Source organism: Bacillus sonorensis NBRC 101234 = KCTC 13918 (genome assembly GCF_001592005.1).
Taxonomy (GTDB): Bacteria; Bacillota; Bacilli; order Bacillales; family Bacillaceae; genus Bacillus; species Bacillus sonorensis.
The window spans coordinates 1-16,230 of sequence record NZ_BCVZ01000002.1 but is presented as its reverse complement, the minus strand read 5'-3'; the positions used below and the strand labels follow the sequence as shown (position 1 = coordinate 16,230).

The 16,230-nt window shown below is 45.9% G+C and carries 20 protein-coding genes; all 20 read left to right on the top strand.

Annotated elements, in window-relative coordinates; all coding sequences use genetic code 11:
* The first annotated feature begins 14 nt into the window (after positions 1–14).
* Entirely contained in the window at positions 15–1,319 is a 1,305-nt protein-coding gene (trmFO, locus tag BTR1S_RS02785) for an FADH(2)-oxidizing methylenetetrahydrofolate--tRNA-(uracil(54)-C(5))-methyltransferase TrmFO (protein WP_006638184.1), read from the top strand.
* Between the two features lie 66 nt (positions 1,320–1,385).
* Complete coding sequence (gene xerC / locus BTR1S_RS02780) at positions 1,386–2,300, top strand: tyrosine recombinase XerC (protein ID WP_006638183.1); 915 nt, start codon at positions 1,386–1,388, stop codon at positions 2,298–2,300.
* 13 nt (positions 2,301–2,313) lie between these two features.
* Entirely contained in the window at positions 2,314–2,856 is a 543-nt protein-coding gene (gene hslV / locus BTR1S_RS02775; protein WP_029418510.1) for an ATP-dependent protease subunit HslV, read from the top strand.
* Positions 2,857–2,872: 16 nt separating this feature from the next.
* On the top strand, positions 2,873–4,276 hold the full coding sequence (gene hslU, locus BTR1S_RS02770) for an ATP-dependent protease ATPase subunit HslU (protein WP_029418509.1): 1,404 nt from the start codon (positions 2,873–2,875) through the stop codon (positions 4,274–4,276).
* Between the two features lie 40 nt (positions 4,277–4,316).
* Positions 4,317–5,096: a GTP-sensing pleiotropic transcriptional regulator CodY gene (gene codY / locus BTR1S_RS02765; RefSeq protein ID WP_006638180.1), complete on the top strand. Its 780-nt coding sequence runs from the start codon at positions 4,317–4,319 to the stop codon at positions 5,094–5,096.
* 340 nt (positions 5,097–5,436) lie between these two features.
* The gene (gene flgB / locus BTR1S_RS02760; protein ID WP_029418508.1) at positions 5,437–5,826 is read left to right on the top strand and encodes a flagellar basal body rod protein FlgB; all 390 of its coding nucleotides are present in this window, start codon (positions 5,437–5,439) and stop codon (positions 5,824–5,826) included.
* Complete coding sequence (flgC, locus tag BTR1S_RS02755) at positions 5,826–6,278, top strand: flagellar basal body rod protein FlgC (protein ID WP_006638178.1); 453 nt, start codon at positions 5,826–5,828, stop codon at positions 6,276–6,278. Before flgB ends, flgC begins: the two co-directional genes overlap by 1 nt.
* Before the next feature lie 12 nt (positions 6,279–6,290).
* The gene (fliE, locus tag BTR1S_RS02750; protein ID WP_006638177.1) at positions 6,291–6,608 is read left to right on the top strand and encodes a flagellar hook-basal body complex protein FliE; all 318 of its coding nucleotides are present in this window, start codon (positions 6,291–6,293) and stop codon (positions 6,606–6,608) included.
* A 50-nt stretch (positions 6,609–6,658) separates the two neighbouring features.
* On the top strand, positions 6,659–8,260 hold the full coding sequence (gene fliF / locus BTR1S_RS02745) for a flagellar basal-body MS-ring/collar protein FliF (RefSeq protein ID WP_006638176.1): 1,602 nt from the start codon (positions 6,659–6,661) through the stop codon (positions 8,258–8,260).
* Between the two features lie 13 nt (positions 8,261–8,273).
* The gene (fliG, locus tag BTR1S_RS02740) at positions 8,274–9,290 is read left to right on the top strand and encodes a flagellar motor switch protein FliG (RefSeq protein WP_029418507.1); all 1,017 of its coding nucleotides are present in this window, start codon (positions 8,274–8,276) and stop codon (positions 9,288–9,290) included.
* Complete coding sequence (gene fliH, locus BTR1S_RS02735) at positions 9,274–10,041, top strand: flagellar assembly protein FliH (protein WP_034325767.1); 768 nt, start codon at positions 9,274–9,276, stop codon at positions 10,039–10,041. Before fliG ends, fliH begins: the two co-directional genes overlap by 17 nt.
* Positions 10,041–11,354 (top strand): flagellar protein export ATPase FliI, encoded by a 1,314-nt coding sequence (gene fliI, locus BTR1S_RS02730; RefSeq protein ID WP_006638173.1) that lies wholly within the window; start codon positions 10,041–10,043, stop codon positions 11,352–11,354. Before fliH ends, fliI begins: the two co-directional genes overlap by 1 nt.
* A 1-nt stretch (position 11,355) precedes the next feature.
* A complete protein-coding gene (gene fliJ / locus BTR1S_RS02725; protein WP_029418505.1) occupies positions 11,356–11,799 on the top strand; it encodes a flagellar export protein FliJ in 444 nt (147 codons plus the stop codon).
* Positions 11,800–11,810: 11 nt separating this feature from the next.
* Positions 11,811–12,407, top strand: coding sequence for a MotE family protein (locus BTR1S_RS02720; RefSeq protein ID WP_029418504.1), 597 nt, complete (start codon positions 11,811–11,813; stop codon positions 12,405–12,407).
* 16 nt (positions 12,408–12,423) lie between these two features.
* Positions 12,424–13,815, top strand: a complete 1,392-nt coding sequence (locus tag BTR1S_RS02715) for a flagellar hook-length control protein FliK (RefSeq protein ID WP_006638170.1) — start codon at positions 12,424–12,426, stop codon at positions 13,813–13,815.
* Complete coding sequence (gene flgD / locus BTR1S_RS02710) at positions 13,815–14,267, top strand: flagellar hook assembly protein FlgD (protein ID WP_006638169.1); 453 nt, start codon at positions 13,815–13,817, stop codon at positions 14,265–14,267. The genes BTR1S_RS02715 and flgD overlap by 1 nt, the downstream gene beginning before the upstream one ends.
* A gap of 28 nt (positions 14,268–14,295) precedes the next feature.
* Positions 14,296–15,090, top strand: a complete 795-nt coding sequence (gene flgG, locus BTR1S_RS02705) for a flagellar basal body rod protein FlgG (RefSeq protein ID WP_006638168.1) — start codon at positions 14,296–14,298, stop codon at positions 15,088–15,090.
* 41 nt (positions 15,091–15,131) lie between these two features.
* A complete protein-coding gene (gene swrD, locus BTR1S_RS02700) occupies positions 15,132–15,347 on the top strand; it encodes a swarming motility protein SwrD (RefSeq protein WP_006638167.1) in 216 nt (71 codons plus the stop codon).
* Positions 15,344–15,775 carry a flagellar basal body-associated protein FliL gene (gene fliL / locus BTR1S_RS02695; protein ID WP_006638166.1) on the top strand — a complete coding sequence of 144 codons (432 nt, stop codon included), beginning with the start codon at positions 15,344–15,346 and terminating at the stop codon, positions 15,773–15,775. Before swrD ends, fliL begins: the two co-directional genes overlap by 4 nt.
* A gap of 38 nt (positions 15,776–15,813) precedes the next feature.
* The coding region (locus BTR1S_RS02690; RefSeq protein WP_029418503.1) for a flagellar motor switch protein FliM at positions 15,814–16,230 on the top strand (417 nt) is incomplete at its 3' end.

Sequence of the window (16,230 nt, the reverse complement as noted above, 5' to 3'; positions counted from 1 at the left end):
AGGAGATGTAAACAATGAATCAAACAGTTAATGTCATAGGAGCCGGACTTGCCGGAAGCGAAGCGGCATGGCAGCTGGCCAAACGGGGAATCAACGTCCGTCTTTATGAAATGAGGCCTGTAAAACAGACGCCGGCGCATCATACCGATAAATTTGCAGAGCTTGTCTGCAGCAACTCCCTTCGCGCCAATTCTTTAACGAATGCAGTAGGAGTATTAAAGGAAGAAATGCGGATTCTCGACTCGGCGATTATCGCCGCGGCTGATGAGTGTTCAGTACCTGCCGGCGGAGCGCTTGCCGTTGACAGACATGAGTTTGCCGCGAACGTGACGGAAAGGGTGAAAAATCATCCGAATGTTACAGTCATCAATGAAGAGGTGACATCAATCCCTGAAGGACCGACGATCATCGCGACAGGCCCGCTGACGTCCGAGGCGCTGTCAGAGCAGCTGCGGCGGCTGACCGGCGAAGATTATCTGTATTTTTATGATGCTGCTGCACCGATAGTCGAAAAGGACAGCCTTGATATGGATAAAGTATATTTAAAATCACGTTATGACAAAGGCGAAGCCGCTTATCTGAACTGCCCGATGACAGAGGAGGAATTCGACCGGTTCTATGACGCGCTCGTATCAGCTGAAACCGTTCCATTGAAAGAGTTTGAAAAAGAGATCTTTTTTGAAGGATGCATGCCGATCGAAGTCATGGCCAAACGGGGCAAAAAAACGATGCTTTTCGGACCGATGAAGCCTGTGGGCCTTGAAGACCCCAAAACGGGAAAACGTCCGTATGCGGTCGTGCAGCTGAGACAGGATGATGCCGCAGGCACCCTCTATAATATCGTCGGCTTTCAAACGCACCTGAAATGGGGCGATCAAAAAGAGGTGCTCCGTCTGATCCCTGGATTGGAACAGGCCGAAATCGTCCGCTACGGCGTGATGCACAGAAATACCTTCATCAACTCACCGAGCCTTTTAAAGCCGACATATCAGTTTAAACAGCGGGACGATCTGTTCTTTGCGGGGCAAATGACAGGTGTTGAAGGCTATGTGGAATCAGCAGCGTCAGGGCTTGTCGCCGGCATCAATGCCGCGCATCTCATCATGGGTAAAGAACTGGTCGAGTTTTCGAATGAAACAGCAATCGGCAGCATGGCCCACTACATTACGGAAACAAACAAGAAAAACTTTCAGCCGATGAATGCGAATTTCGGGCTGTTAAAGGATCTTGGCGTTAAAATTAAAAATAAACAGGAACGAAATGAGCAGTACGCTTTGCGTGCCTTGGAAACGATTCGGAATATTGCGAAAACACTATAGTTATTCATTGCCAGATCATCTTGTTATGTGATAACATTTAAAAGCCCTTTTCGGCGAGGTGGAGTCATGGCAAATGTTAAGAATTTTTTAACTTTATTCATTGAATATTTACAAATAGAAAAGAATTATTCAAAATATACAATTGTGGGTTATATTTCGTCGATTGAGGAATTTGAAACCTTTTTAAAAGTTCAGGGAATAAAAGGTTTTGAGGACGTCACCTATCCGGACGTAAGAATCTTTTTGACGGAGGCACATGAGAAAGGGCTCACACGCAGAACGATCAGCAAGAAAATATCCGCTCTGCGTAGCTTCTATAAATTTTTATTAAGGGAAAAATTAGTAAAAGACAACCCGTTTCAGCTTGTCAGTCTTCCGAAACAGGATAAACGGATTCCGAAGTTTTTGTATGAAAAAGAACTTGAAGAACTGTTTCGAATTTCTGATTTGGACACACCGCTTGGCCAAAGAAACCAGGCGCTGTTGGAACTTCTTTATGCAACAGGGATGCGGGTGAGCGAACTTTGCAGCTTAAAGGAATCTGAAGTCGATCTGTTTTTGGATACGGTACTGGTTCACGGAAAAGGGAGAAAGCAGAGGTATATTCCATTTGGTTCCTATGCCCGCGAGGCTTTGGATCTATATTTTCAAAATGGAAGACGTATCCTCCTCTCAAAAGCAAAGGAGCCCAACCCTTTTGTCTTTTTGAATCAAAGGGGCGGCCCCCTCACTCCAAGGGGGGTCCGCTATATTTTGGAAGAGCTGGTTAAGAAGACTTCAGGTACGTTACATATACATCCGCACATGCTTCGCCACACATTTGCCACTCATTTATTAAATGAGGGGGCCGATTTGCGAAGTGTACAGGAATTGCTGGGACATTCCAATCTTTCTTCCACCCAGGTGTATACACATGTATCGAAAGACATGCTCAGAAAGACTTATATGTCTCATCACCCCCGGGCTCATAAAGGGAAATAAAGGAGGTTCTTTTATGTCATCATTTCATGCAACAACGATATTTGCCATCCGCCATAACGGAAAATGCGCCATGGCGGGAGACGGCCAGGTCACGTTCGGCCAGGCCGTCGTCATGAAGCATACGGCAAGAAAGGTGAGGAAGCTGTTCAACGGAAAAGTGATCGCCGGATTTGCGGGATCTGTTGCAGACGCTTTCACTCTTTTTGAAATGTTTGAAGCGAAGCTTGAGGAGTACAACGGCAATCTGCAGCGGGCGGCGGTGGAGCTTGCGAAGGAATGGCGCAGCGATAAAATTCTCAGAAAGCTTGAAGCGATGCTGATCGTGATGAATGCCGACAGCCTTCTGCTCGTTTCCGGAACGGGCGAAGTGATCGAACCTGATGACGGGATTCTTGCGATTGGCTCCGGCGGGAACTACGCCCTTGCCGCAGGCCGGGCGTTAAAACGTCATGCCGCCGGGATGTCTGCGAGAGAGATTGCAAGAGCATCACTCGAAACTGCGGGCGAAATCTGTGTGTATACGAACGATCAGATCATTGTAGAAGAACTTGAATAGAAAGGATATGAGGCATATGGAAAAAAAGCCGCTGACGCCGAGACAGATTGTTGAACGGCTTGACCAGTACATCATCGGCCAGCTCGATGCGAAAAAAGCGGTCGCCGTCGCTTTGAGAAACCGATACAGAAGAAGTCTTCTTGATGAAAAGCTGCGCGAAGAAATCGTTCCTAAAAACATATTAATGATGGGCCCGACGGGTGTTGGAAAAACCGAGATTGCAAGGCGGATCGCAAAGCTTGTCGGCGCACCGTTCGTTAAAATCGAAGCGACGAAATTCACGGAAGTCGGCTATGTCGGCCGGGATGTTGAATCCATGGTCAGAGACCTTGTAGAAACATCCGTCCGTCTTGTCAAAGAAGAAAAAATGAATGAAGTAAAAGGCATTGCCGAAGAAAATGCGAATAAACGGCTCGTGCGCCTGCTTGTCCCCGGAAGGAAAAAACAGACGGGCGCCAAAAATCCTTTTGAAATGCTGTTTGGCGGAAATCAGGATCAGCAAAACGACGATGCGGAAATGCAGGAAGAGTCTGATATTGAAAACAAGCGGAAGCGGATTGCCCATCAGCTTGCTCTGGGCGAACTGGAGGACCATTATGTCACGGTCGAGGTTGAGGAGCAGCAGCCATCGATGTTTGATATGCTTCAAGGCTCGGGTATGGAACAGATGGGCATGAACATGCAGGATGCGCTCAGCAGCCTGATGCCGAAAAAGAAAAAACGCCGCAAACTCACCGTCAGAGAAGCGAGAAAGGTGCTGACGAACGAAGAAGCGGCAAAGCTTATCGATATGGACGAAGCGGCTCAGGAAGCAGTAATAAGAGCCGAACAGTCAGGGATCATTTTCATAGATGAAATCGATAAAATCGCCAAAAAAAGCGGTGCCTCATCTTCGGCGGACGTATCAAGGGAAGGCGTGCAGCGCGACATTCTCCCGATCGTTGAAGGATCGACTGTCATGACTAAGTATGGCGCGGTTAAAACCGACCATGTGCTGTTTATTGCGGCGGGCGCATTCCACATGGCGAAGCCGTCTGATTTAATTCCTGAGCTTCAGGGCCGTTTCCCGATCCGCGTTGAACTGAAAAAGCTGAGCATTGATGACTTTGTCAAGATTTTAACTGAACCTGATAACGCGCTTCTTAAGCAATACAAAGCTTTATTAAAGACTGAAGGTATATCTCTTGAATTTTCTGACGATGCTATTCGTAAGATTGCAGAAGTGGCTTATCATGTGAACCAGGACACAGATAACATCGGAGCGAGAAGGCTGCATACGATTTTGGAACGGCTGTTGGAAGAGCTCTCATTCGAGGCTCCGGATGTGACGATGGAACATGTGGTGATCACGCCGCAGTATGTCGAAGAAAAGCTAGGTTCGATCGCCAAGAATAAGGATTTAAGCCAGTTTATTTTATAAAAAACAATTAAATACGAGTAATTTAGGAGGATTATTTATTATGGCTTTATTACAAAAAACAAGAAAGATTAATGCAATGCTGCAAAATGCGGCAGGGAAGCCGGTTAATTTCAAAGAAATGGCCGAAACGCTCCGCGACGTCATCGATTCAAACATTTTCGTTGTCAGCCGCAGAGGTAAGCTCCTCGGCTTCTCAATTAACCAGCAGATCGAAAATGACCGGATGAAAAAAATGCTTGAAGAACGCCAGTTTCCTGAAGATTACACAAAAAGCCTGTTCAACATTCCGGAAACGTCATCAAACCTGGATATTAACAGCGAATATACGGCGTTCCCTGTTGAAAACCGCGATCTTTTCCAAGCGGGACTGACGACGATCGTACCGATTATCGGAGGAGGCGAAAGACTGGGAACATTGATTCTTTCACGCCTTCAGGAGAAATTTGAAGATGATGATTTGATCCTTGCCGAATACGGCGCAACTGTTGTCGGAATGGAGATTCTCAGAGAAAAGGCCGAGGAAATCGAAGAGGAAGCCCGCAGCAAAGCGGTTGTTCAAATGGCGATCAGCTCATTATCATACAGTGAGCTTGAAGCGATTGAACATATCTTTGAAGAGCTTGACGGAAACGAAGGCCTGCTTGTCGCGAGTAAAATCGCCGACCGAGTCGGCATTACGCGCTCCGTCATCGTGAATGCCTTGCGAAAACTCGAGAGCGCCGGTGTTATTGAATCCAGATCATTAGGGATGAAAGGCACATATATTAAAGTGCTCAACAACAAATTCCTCATGGAGCTTGAAAAACTGAAGTCTCATTAAATGTAAAGGGTGCAGAACGAAATGTTCTGCACCCTTTTTTTGTTTTCTCTTAAATGTTATACTGTTGTAATTTTTTTGTGCGGAAAAATCGATATTACCACAAATTTCAGTTCGAAAATAATATACAAGTATATTATTTAGACGCCTCCATTTCCTCACCAAAACATAGTTCTTATAATCTAGGTCAAAATACCTATTCGTAAAATAGATATATATTACGATTTTTTTTTGCTCCCAGATCATAGACTTTAAGCCTATTATTTCTTACAATAGGCTTATGGTTTTTACAATTCTCGACAAGAATTTAAGACAGATGGAAAAAGATTGGAGGTTTTTGGCGGTGGATATATTTTCAGGAACTATACATACACTTGAAGGAGCCTTGCAAAGAGCAAACGTTAAGCAAAAAGTCATAACCAATAATATCGCCAATGTAGATACACCGAACTATAAGGCGAAAAAAGTTTCCTTTAAAAGCATGTTGAATGAGGAATCCTCACGAATCAACCCGATAAAAACTGACTATAGGCATATTGACTTCAAAGGCAGTGAGTCTAATTATTCAATTGCCTCTAGTAAGCAAACATCATATCAGCAAAACGGAAACAACGTAGATATCGATCGGGAAATGAGCGAAATGGCCCAAAATCAAATTCAATACCAAGCACTTGTTGAAAGAGTAAGCGGGAAATTCAATTCACTGAAAACCGCGATTACGGGAGGTAAATGATGGGGATATTCAATAGCATTAATACCTCGGCTTCTGCGCTGACTGCTCAGCGGGTGAGAATGGATACTGTTTCCTCCAACCTGGCGAACATGGACACTACAAGGGCCAAAAGAGTAAACGGGGAATGGCAGCCCTACAGAAGAAAGCTCGTGTCGACGTCTCCGAAAGGCGAATCCTTCTCATCTGTTCTTCAGTCATCAATGAATGCGTCAAACAGAATCGGCGAAGGAGTAAAAGTAACGAAAATCAGCGAAGATGAAACACCTTTTAAGCTTGTTTATGATCCGACACACCCTGACGCAAATGAAGACGGCTACGTTCAGATGCCAAACGTCGATCCCCTCAAGGAAATGGTCGACCTGATGAGCAGCACCAGATCTTATGAAGCGAATGTCACAGCGATGAATGCGACAAAAGGAATGCTCATGAAAGCATTAGAAATCGGAAAGTAGGGTGATGAACTGATGATCAATGGAATTTCTCCGTTTCAGGTTCAATCCGCACAGGCGGGGACAGATGTAACGAATCAAATCAATAACAAGCAAGCGGGTTCCGGAAACGAAACCAGCTTTTCAAATGTGCTGAAAGATTCTATCAATGCTCTGAATCAATCTCAAAATGACTCTGATAAGCTGACAAACGCGTTGGCGCTCGGCCAAAATGTCAATCTTGACGAGGTTATGATCGCGGCTCAAAAAGCAAACGTGACATTAACCGCAGCGACTGAGTTCCGCAATAAAGCGGTTGAGGCTTATCAGGAAATCATGAGAATGCAAATGTAGGAAAGGAGTCTGAAAGCGAAGAGAATTAGTGTAACTACCGGGGGAGTAAGATGAATCGTACTTTATTGCAAATCAAAACGAAAATAACTGATTTTTGGAACAACAGATCGAAGCTGCAAAAAATATTGATGATCGGCGGCTTTGCAGCGGCCATCATCCTGACCATCATCATCGCTATTTTCGCCTCGTCTGAGAAGATGGTTCCTCTTTATAAAGATTTATCTGCCGAAGAAGCAGGCCAGATTAAAAAAGTGCTTGATGAGAAGGGCGTGCCTACCGAACTTGCGGATAACGGCACCGTCATCAAGGTCCCTGAAGAAAAAGTGGATTCGCTGAAAGTGGATCTGGCTGCCGAAGGCCTGCCGAAAAGCGGAAGCATTGATTATTCATTCTTCAGCCAAAATGCCAGTTTCGGCATGACGGACAATGAGTTTGACGTCTTAAAAGCTGAGGCGACGCAGACGGAACTGTCCAACTTAATCAAAGGCATGGAAGGCATCAAGGACGCGAAGGTGATGATCAACCTCCCGAAAGAATCCGTCTTTATCGGAGAGGAAAAGCCGGAAGCTTCTGCGTCAATCGTACTGCAAATCAAGCCTGGCTATACGCCTGATAAAAGCCAGATTACCGGCCTCTATCATCTAGTATCGAAAAGCGTGCCGAATCTTGATCCTAAAAACATTGTCATCATGGACCAAAATTCAAATTACTATGATCAAAACAGCGGGAACTCGGGGAATTCGTCGGGAGACACCTACGCTTCTCAGCGGGAGATCAAGACGCAAATCGAAAAAGACCTGCAAAGACAGGTGCAAAGCCTGCTCGGCACTATGATGGGGCAGGATAAAGTCGCAGTATCTGTTACAACAGACATCGACTTTACACAGGAAAAAAGAAAAGAAGACCTCGTTGAGCCGGTCGATAAAGAAAATATGGCTGGAATCGTCGTGAGCTCGGAAAAAATCAGCGAGACTTATGCGGGAGACGGGGCGCAGGCCGGCGGAGTCAACGGCACAGGTGATCAGGATGTCACGAATTACGCCGAAACAGAAGACGGCAATCAGAACGGCAATTACGAAAAAAGCGAAGACCGTCTCAATTACGAAGTCAACCGGATTCATAAAGAAATCGCAGAAAGCCCTTATAAGGTCAGAGATTTAGGCATTCAAGTATTGGTTGAGCCGCCAGATCCGAAAAATCCGACTTCTTTGACACAGGAAAGACAGGACGATATTAAAAACATTCTTTCTACAATCGTCCGGACATCCATTGACAAATCCGAGAATCAAAACCTGTCAGACGAAGATCTTCAAAATAAAATCGTCGTATCCGTCGAAAAATTCGATGGAAAAGCAACGTTTGATACTGAGAAGGAGACCGGCGGCATACCGCTTTGGGCCTATATTGCAGGCGGAGTGCTCTTGGTTGCGCTGATCGGCTTCATTTTCTGGCTTGTAAGAAGACGCAAAAATGACGATGAAGAATATGAAGAAGAATGGTATGAAATGCCTCAGGAACCGGTGAGAGTGGCAGACGTGAACGATGAAAAAGAAACAGAAGAATCTGTAAGGCGGAAACAGCTTGAAAAAATGGCGAAAGATAAACCGGAAGAATTCGCGAAATTATTACGCAGCTGGCTGACCGAGGATTAGGAGGAGTATTGAAATGGCAAATATGAAACAAGACAAGCTTACAGGCAAACAAAAAGCGGCCATTCTCATGATATCCTTAGGGCTTGATGTGTCGGCTTCCGTTTACAAGCATCTAACAGATGAAGAGATTGAAAGGCTGACGCTGGAAATATCGAATGTCAGATCTGTTTCGCCTCAGAAAAAAGATGAAATTATTCAAGAATTTCATGAAACGGCCATTGCCCAGGAATACATTTCCCAAGGCGGCATTCACTATGCCAAACAGGTGTTGGACAAGGCCCTTGGTGAGGAAAAAGCGTCCAGCATCATCAACAGGCTCACATCATCCTTGCAGGTCAGACCGTTTGATTTTGCCAGAAAAGCCGATCCTGAACAAATTCTGAACTTTATTCAGCACGAGCATCCGCAGACGATCGCTTTGATTCTATCCTACCTCGATCCTGTGCAATCCGGACAGATCTTGTCTGAACTGAATCAGGATGTGCAGGCCGAGGTCGCAAGACGGATCGCCGTCATGGACCGGACGTCTCCGGAGATCATTAACGAAGTGGAACAGATTTTAGAGCAGAAGCTCTCATCCACCTTCACTCAGGATTACACACAAACCGGCGGCATAGAAGCGGTTGTGGAAGTATTAAACGGGGTTGACAGGGGGACCGAAAAAACGATACTTGACGCCTTGGAAATCCAGGATCCGGAGCTTGCTGACGAAATTAAGAAGCGGATGTTTGTCTTTGAAGATATTGTCACGCTTGACAACCGTGCGATTCAAAGGGTTATCCGCGATGTTGAAAACGACGATCTGCTCCTGTCCTTAAAGGTGGCCAGCGAAGAGGTCAAAGACATTGTGTTCAGCAATATGTCACAGCGTATGGCTGAAACCTTCAAAGAGGAAATGGAGTTTATGGGCCCTGTACGACTGCGTGATGTCGAAGAAGCTCAGTCCAGAATCGTAAGCGTCATCCGGAGACTGGAAGAAGCGGGTGAAATCGTAATCGCCAGAGGCGGAGGAGATGATATCATTGTCTAACATTATTAAACAGCGATTATCATCTATTCCGGATAAGAAAAGGCGGACGATTTCATTAAAAGAAGTGAAGCTCCCTGAAAGCGGAGCTGACCTTCTTGAAACGCCCGATCCCGAACATCTGATCAACCAGGCGCATCAGGAAGCAAGCAAAATATATGAAAAGGCGAATGTGGAACTCGAACATGTCCGCAGGCAAATCGAAGAGGAACGAAAGGCATGGGATAGAGAGCGCGAGGCCTTGATTGAACAGGCCGAAAAAGAAGGTTTCGAGGCAGGGTTTGAGCTGGGAAAGGCTGAGGCGGAGCAAGCTTATGCATCTCAGTTGGAACATGCCAACGCGATCGTCAAAACGGCAAGACAAGACTATGAAGAAAAAATCGAACGCTCTGCCGAAGAAATCATCGCGCTTGCCGTTTCCCTGGCCAAAAAAGTATGGAACCAAAAGCCTGATGACAAGGAAGCCTTCAAGGATCTTGTGAAACAGGTGCTGTCTGAAATGAAAGAGTTTGACGAGATATCCATATATGTCGACCCTGAATACTACATAGAGGTTCAAAGTCATAAAAAAGAGCTGGAAGAGCTGCTTCAATACGGTGCGCACCTTGCGATCTACGCTGATGAAAAAGCGGCGAAGGGCACCTGCTATATAGAAACGGCCTTCGGAAGAATCGATGCGGGCATTGACACCCAATTGCAGCAGCTCAAGCAAAAACTGCTCGACATGCTTGAAACGGCGGGTGAAAGCCAGTGATGCTGAAACAGCTGCTGGAATGTATTGAAACGGCAGATTCTTATAAACGCTATGGAAAAGTAAAACAGGCCGTCGGTTTAATGATTGAGTCCAAAGGGCCGGAAAGCTCGATCGGTGATGTCTGCAAGATCTATACAAAAGGAGACAGCCGAAAGATCATTAAAGCTGAAGTCGTCGGCTTCAAAGATCAAAATATCCTTCTTATGCCGTATCTTGAAGCATCAAATATTGCGCCGGGCAGCATTGTTGAAGCCACGGGCGAATCATTGAGGGTCAAAGTGGGCGCCGGCCTGATCGGACAGGTTGTCGATGCGTTTGGAAACCCGCTCGACGGCAGTATGCTCCCAAAAGGTCTGACTCCGGTTTCTACAGAGCAAGCGCCGCCGAATCCGATGAAAAGGCCTCCGATCGGAGAAAAAATGGAAGTCGGGGTCAGGTCGATTGACAGCCTTTTAACCGTCGGAAAAGGACAGAGGGTCGGAATTTTCGCGGGCAGCGGTGTAGGAAAAAGCACCCTGATGGGAATGATTGCAAGACAGACGGCAGCGGATTTGAATGTCATCGCCCTTGTCGGTGAGCGCGGCCGCGAAGTGCGCGAGTTTATCGAAAAAGACCTTGGAGAAGAGGGATTGAAGCGCTCGATCGTCGTTGTCGCGACATCCGACCAGCCGGCTTTGATGAGGCTGAAAGCTGCATATACGGCGACGGCCATCGCCGAATACTTCCGCGACAAAGGCCAAAATGTGATGTTTATGATGGATTCGGTGACACGGGTCGCCATGGCGCAGAGGGAAATCGGCTTAGCGGCGGGAGAACCGCCGACAACAAAAGGTTATACACCTTCAGTGTTCGCTATTTTACCTAGGCTCTTAGAACGAACAGGCGCAAATGAAAACGGCTCAATCACGGCATTTTATACGGTGCTTGTCGACGGCGACGATATGAACGAACCGATCGCCGATACTGTAAGGGGGATTCTGGACGGCCATATCGTCCTTGACAGGAATCTCGCCAATAAAGGCCAGTTTCCGGCGATCAATATTTTAAAAAGCATCAGCAGGGTCATGGGAAACATCTCTGAGAAAGAACATACCAATGCTGCAAACCGCTTCAGAGAGCTTCTATCAACTTATCAAAACTCAGAGGATTTAATCAGCATTGGCGCTTATAAAAAAGGATCCTCAAGAGAAATTGATGAAGCAATCCAGTTTCATCCTAAGCTGATCAGTTTTCTCAAACAGGATGTTGATGAAGCGGCATCCATGGAAGACAGCATTTCCTTCTTAAAGAGTCTTACAGGAAGAGAGGGATAGAATGGCTTATTCATTTAAATTTCAGAAGCTATTGGAGCTTAAGGAAAATGAAAAAGACCAATCATTCGCGGAATATCAGCAATCGGTATCCGAATTTGAAAAGGTTGCAGAAAAGCTGTATGAAAGCATGAACCAAAAAGAAACGCTTGAAAAAAATAAAGAAATCAAGCTGCAGACGGGAATGAGCGTTCAAGAAATGAGGCATTACCAGCAATTTGTCACAAATCTTGAAAACACCATTCACCATTATCAAAAACTTGTCATCATGAAAAGAAACGAAATGAACGAAAAGCAAAACGATTTGACTGAAAAAAACATTGAACTCAAAAAGTTTGAAAAAATGAAAGAAAAACAGCTTGAAATGTTTTTAATACGAAACAAAGCAAATGAAATAAAGGAGATGGATGATATATCCATCACCCAATTTACGACTCATGGAAATTAGGAGTAGAAACAATGACCGAAGAAAAAAAAGCCGGTAAATTTCAGACGTTTTTGTTTTTGATTGTCATTCCGTTCATTTTCTTAATCATTTTGGCATGTGTCGGATTGTGGCTCTCCGGTGTCGGAGTGAAAGATGTCGCTTCCCATATTCCTTTCGTGAAGGACTTCGTTCAAGATGACAAGCAGGAGGCGGCTTCTGCGGACAAAACGAAAGACGGCCAAACCGAAGAGCTTCAGAAAACGATCAAAGAACAAAAAACGAAAATTGATACGCTGACAAGCGATCTAAAAACAAGCGATGAAGAGATTAAAAGACTGAACCAAAAGGTCCGCTCGTTTGAAAAACTCGAGAAAGATGCCAAAAAAGACGGCAAGAACAAAGCAAGCTCTGATACCGACAGCGATGAACAAGCGCAAAAAGTCGTGAAAATCTACCAGAGCATGGACAGCGGCAAGGCCGCCAAAATCTTAAGCCAGCTGAATGAAAAGGAAGCGGTCAAAATTCTGAATGCCTTGAACAAGCAGAAGATCAGCGAAATTCTTGCGAAAATGTCGCCTGATAAAGCCGCCGGATTAACGGAGCAGCTGTCAAAACTTAAGGATCGTTAAGAAAGGGGGGAATCAGTTGAAGCTGTTGGATATGATCTCTATTGAGAGTGCGCCGCCGGTGCAAACGATAGGGAAAAATGGGAATACGACCGCGGGTATGTTGTTTCAAAATGTGCTGCAAAAAGAAAGCCTCACGTCAAACGGGAACAGTGAAGGAACGTCCCGACAGGCTGAAAGTGCGAATGAGCTTTTGCAAACCATTGAGAATTGGCTGTCGGGAAAGTCAGGCGTCCAGTTCGATGAAAATTGGCTCAAGGCGCTTCAGGATCTTGCTGGTCAGGGGACAAAAGACCCGGAGACAGTAGCATTGGCTGAAGAGCTGCTGAAGAAAATCGAGTCTTTGCTGCAGCCTGCCGCTGAAGAGGGCGCCGCTCCTGCAGACGGAAAGCTGTTGGAACATCCAGCTGAAGAGCGGCTAAGCGGAAATGACGGAGATAAGATAAAAGGCGATGATCCGCCTGATGAGACAGTTCTCACAAGCATTCAGCATCTTCTCTACACGCTCGTGTATGAGCAACAGCCGCTCGAAAAATCGACGCAGATCGCATCCATTTTAGAAAAAGGGCCGGCCTTTCTCGAGATGCTGCAGGACAAAGGAGCTTCGCCTGAGCTTGTTGATGAGCTGAGGCGCCAAATATTCACGAAAGATCCTGACCAGTCCAAACTGCTGTCCATGTCAAAGGCAGAGCTGAAAAGCTTTCAAAGTGTCATCGACCAGATGATGAAAAACACCGCGGAAACGGGAGCAAAGGAATGGAAGATGGCCGAAAGCGAACTGAAAGCCTTTCTTCTGGGCAAAAAAACGGATGTACAGGTTTCAGAGAAGCAGTACTTCGTCCTTCCTAAAGACAATCAGCCTAAAGCTGAGCAAAAACCGGTTCTTTTGCACCAAAGCTTTACCGGCCATCAGAAATCCGAATCATTGCCTGTGAACACATTCCAGGCCGCGACTGCAGGTGATCAAACATCTTCCCAGTCAAAGACATTCACGGATCAGATACTCGGCTCATGGAAGCAGATGAAATATACGCCGTTCGGGAAATCGACAGGCAGCTTTACCATTCGTCTCAATCCTGAAAATCTGGGGTTTATCACCGTCAAACTGATCAAACAGCATGGGATGTTCTCAAGCAAGATCATTGCTTCGACCCAATCCGCGAAAGAGCTTTTGGAACACAACCTGGCCCAGCTGAAGCAGGCGCTTCCGACGATGTCTGTACAGATCGACCGCTTCAGCGTTCCGCTTCAAACAGGAGACCAGCCGTTCGGCCAGCCGGCAGATGATCAGCAAAAGCATCACCAGCCGCCGAAACAAGATCAGCAAAAAGAACAGGAAAACGAAGATTTTCAGGAATTTTTGGATGAACTGATTGAAAGCAGAGTGCAGGATCACGAGGAGGAGATCTAATGTCTGAAACAACAGCTGCCGCAAGAACCCAAATCACCGCGGCCGCAAATGCAAATTCGACAGCGTCTTCGGAAAAAAAGACGGCATCCGGCAGCTCCAACCTGGGCAAGGATGACTTTTTGAAATTGCTGGTAAAACAGCTGCAGTACCAAGATCCTTTAAATCCGATGGAAGACCGCGAATTCATCGCGCAAATGGCAACTTTTTCAAGCCTTGAACAGTTGACCAACTTAAATACAACGATGTCAACGTTCGTCGGCCTTCAAGATCCGATGTCCATGTATGTCGACTGGATTGGGAAAGAAGTCACTTATGAAAATGAAAACAGAGAAGAAAAAACCGCGCTCGTCAAATCAATAAAAAGCTCAGACGGCCAATATAAGCTCGTCCTTGACGACGGCACCGAAGTGAGCCCGTGGAATGTGACCGCGGTAGGCGTATCTGCCAAATAAAAACAGATCATACAGGGAGGAATACTCAATGTTACGTTCACTTTATTCAGGAATCAGCGGCATGAAAAACTTCCAGACAAAGCTTGATGTCGTCGCAAACAATATCTCAAACGTCAATACTTCAGGATTTAAGAAAAGCAGGGTCACCTTTAAAGACATCGTCAGCCAGCAGCTTTCAGGGGCGTCTGCCTCAACTGCCAACAGGGGATCAGTAAACGGCATGCAAGTCGGGCTCGGTTCAACAGTCGGATCAATCGACACCATTCATACAAATGCCGCACCTTCGACAACCGGCCGCCAGCTGGATATCGCGATCACTGGTGATGGTTATTTCCGGGTCGGCACGGGGAATGAGATCAGCTATACAAGATACGGTAACTTCAAGCTGTCTGATGAAGGCGATTTAATAACTGCAGACGGACTGTTTGTCTTAACGGCCGACAATCAGAAAATCAATATCCCTGCGGACGAGGCGAAAAGCTTCGCCATTGCACCAGACGGAACGGTGACATATGTAGATCAAAATAACAACAGCGTCAAGGCCGGACAAATCTCGCTTGCGACGTTCAGCAATCCGGACGGCTTAATGAAAATGGGCGACAACCTCTACAGTGAATCATTGAGCTCAGGGGCCGCACAGATTGTCGCACCTGGCGAAGGTTCATCAGGCAAACTGCAAACAAGCGCGCTTGAAATGTCAAACGTCGACCTTTCGGAAGAATTTTCCGAAATGATTATCGCGCAGCGCGGCTTCCAGTCCAACGCGAAAATCATTACAACCTCTGATGAGATCCTTCAGGAGCTCGTCAATCTGAAGCGATAAGGAGGGAGGCGGGCGCCTCATAGGGCGCCTGCTGCAAAACGATGATTAAGGTTACGCGATTAAACGGACAACCCTTTATTCTGAATGCAATATTAATCGAACAAATTGAATGTTTTCCCGACACGACAATTACGCTGTCAAACGGAAAGAAATTTGTTGTCAAAGAAGATGAAGATACTGTTGTAGAAAGCATCGTGTCATTCTATCAAAAAATCCAAATACTTTCTTGTGACCAAAGAATTGAGGAATCAGAATGAATAAAAAACTTCTAGCAATCATGATGATTATTATTCTGGCGATTGCCGCACTGGGGCTGGCTGCCTTTTTTGTCATCAAAGGAAATGCAAGCGGAAAGGATGCCAAACAGGAACCGACCATTGACGAAGTGGTGGAATCGTCCGTGGAAATCGCTGAAATCACGACAAACCTGAAATCGGACAACTATGTCCGGCTGTCGATCAAGCTTGAAACCGATTCGAAAGAAGCGAAGGAAGAGCTTGAAAAACGCGATTTCCAAATCAAAGATACAGTCATTTCCCTGTTGGCGAACACTACGGCTAAAGAAATGGAAGGACAAAAAGGGAGAGACCGTTTTAAAGAGCAGCTGAAAGAAAAGCTCAACTCGGACTACATGAAAGAGGGCAAAGTAAAAACAGTATATATTACCTCCTTTAATCTGCAGTAGGAACGATATTCGACAGGACCACGGAGGTGAAAAATAAGATGGCAGGAGAAGTGCTCTCCCAAAATGAAATCGATGCATTGCTTTCAGCGATATCGACCGGAGAAATGGACGCCGATGAGCTGAAAAAGGAAGAGACCGTTAAAAAAGTAAAAGTATACGATTTTAAACGGGCGCTCCGCTTTTCAAAGGATCAGATCCGCAGTTTGACAAGGATTCACGATAACTTTGCGAGGCTTTTAACAACCTATTTTTCGGCGCAGCTGAGAACATACATCCAAATCTCGGTAAGCTCGGTTGACCAGGTTCCATATGAGGAATTCATCAGATCCATTCCAAACATGACGATCCTCAATCTGTTTGAGGTTCATCCCCTTGAAGGAAGAATCATGATGGAGATCAACCCGACCATCGCCTATACGATGATGGACAGGGTCATGGGCGGTATCGGCTCGAGC

What these genes read in the sequence shown, in the direction of transcription:
- flgG (WP_006638168.1), top strand. Translation starts at nt 14,296, where the DNA reads ATGTTACGTTCACTTTATTCAGGAATCAGCGGCATGAAAAACTTCCAG.
- fliF (WP_006638176.1), top strand. Translation starts at nt 6,659, where the DNA reads ATGAATCGTACTTTATTGCAAATCAAAACGAAAATAACTGATTTTTGG.
- fliH (WP_034325767.1), top strand. Translation starts at nt 9,274, where the DNA reads ATGATATCATTGTCTAACATTATTAAACAGCGATTATCATCTATTCCG.
- hslV (WP_029418510.1), top strand. Translation starts at nt 2,314, where the DNA reads ATGTCATCATTTCATGCAACAACGATATTTGCCATCCGCCATAACGGA.
- fliL (WP_006638166.1), top strand. Translation starts at nt 15,344, where the DNA reads ATGAATAAAAAACTTCTAGCAATCATGATGATTATTATTCTGGCGATT.
- hslU (WP_029418509.1), top strand. Translation starts at nt 2,873, where the DNA reads ATGGAAAAAAAGCCGCTGACGCCGAGACAGATTGTTGAACGGCTTGAC.
- fliE (WP_006638177.1), top strand. Translation starts at nt 6,291, where the DNA reads ATGATCAATGGAATTTCTCCGTTTCAGGTTCAATCCGCACAGGCGGGG.
- trmFO (WP_006638184.1), top strand. Translation starts at nt 15, where the DNA reads ATGAATCAAACAGTTAATGTCATAGGAGCCGGACTTGCCGGAAGCGAA.
- fliI (WP_006638173.1), top strand. Translation starts at nt 10,041, where the DNA reads ATGCTGAAACAGCTGCTGGAATGTATTGAAACGGCAGATTCTTATAAA.
- flgC (WP_006638178.1), top strand. Translation starts at nt 5,826, where the DNA reads ATGGGGATATTCAATAGCATTAATACCTCGGCTTCTGCGCTGACTGCT.
- BTR1S_RS02720 (WP_029418504.1), top strand. Translation starts at nt 11,811, where the DNA reads ATGACCGAAGAAAAAAAAGCCGGTAAATTTCAGACGTTTTTGTTTTTG.
- flgD (WP_006638169.1), top strand. Translation starts at nt 13,815, where the DNA reads ATGTCTGAAACAACAGCTGCCGCAAGAACCCAAATCACCGCGGCCGCA.
- xerC (WP_006638183.1), top strand. Translation starts at nt 1,386, where the DNA reads ATGGCAAATGTTAAGAATTTTTTAACTTTATTCATTGAATATTTACAA.
- swrD (WP_006638167.1), top strand. Translation starts at nt 15,132, where the DNA reads ATGATTAAGGTTACGCGATTAAACGGACAACCCTTTATTCTGAATGCA.
- codY (WP_006638180.1), top strand. Translation starts at nt 4,317, where the DNA reads ATGGCTTTATTACAAAAAACAAGAAAGATTAATGCAATGCTGCAAAAT.
- fliJ (WP_029418505.1), top strand. Translation starts at nt 11,356, where the DNA reads ATGGCTTATTCATTTAAATTTCAGAAGCTATTGGAGCTTAAGGAAAAT.
- fliG (WP_029418507.1), top strand. Translation starts at nt 8,274, where the DNA reads ATGGCAAATATGAAACAAGACAAGCTTACAGGCAAACAAAAAGCGGCC.